The sequence below is a fragment of the Shigella sp. FC1967 genome (genome assembly GCF_001743005.1).
Lineage (GTDB): Bacteria > Pseudomonadota > Gammaproteobacteria > Enterobacterales > Enterobacteriaceae > Proteus.
The window spans coordinates 1-302 of the sequence record NZ_MIIZ01000071.1 but is presented as its reverse complement, the minus strand read 5'-3'; the positions used below and the strand labels follow the sequence as shown (position 1 = coordinate 302).

The 302-nt window shown below is 52.0% G+C and carries 1 rRNA gene; it reads left to right on the top strand.

Going from position 1 to position 302, the window contains the following annotated elements:
- A 16S ribosomal RNA gene (locus BHE89_RS00570) occupies positions 1 to 302 on the top strand; the annotation flags it as partial.

Below are 302 nucleotides of genomic sequence, written 5' to 3'. Positions count from 1 at the left end.
TTCGATGCAACGCGAAGAACCTTACCTACTCTTGACATCCAGCGAATCCTTTAGAGATAGAGGAGTGCCTTCGGGAACGCTGAGACAGGTGCTGCATGGCTGTCGTCAGCTCGTGTTGTGAAATGTTGGGTTAGTCCCGCAACGAGCGCAACCCTTATCCTTTGTTGCCAGCACGTTATGGTGGGAACTCAAAGGAGACTGCCGGTGATAAACCGGAGGAAGGTGGGGATGACGTCAAGTCATCATGGCCCTTACGAGTAGGGCTACACACGTGCTACAATGGCAGATACAAAGAGAAGCGA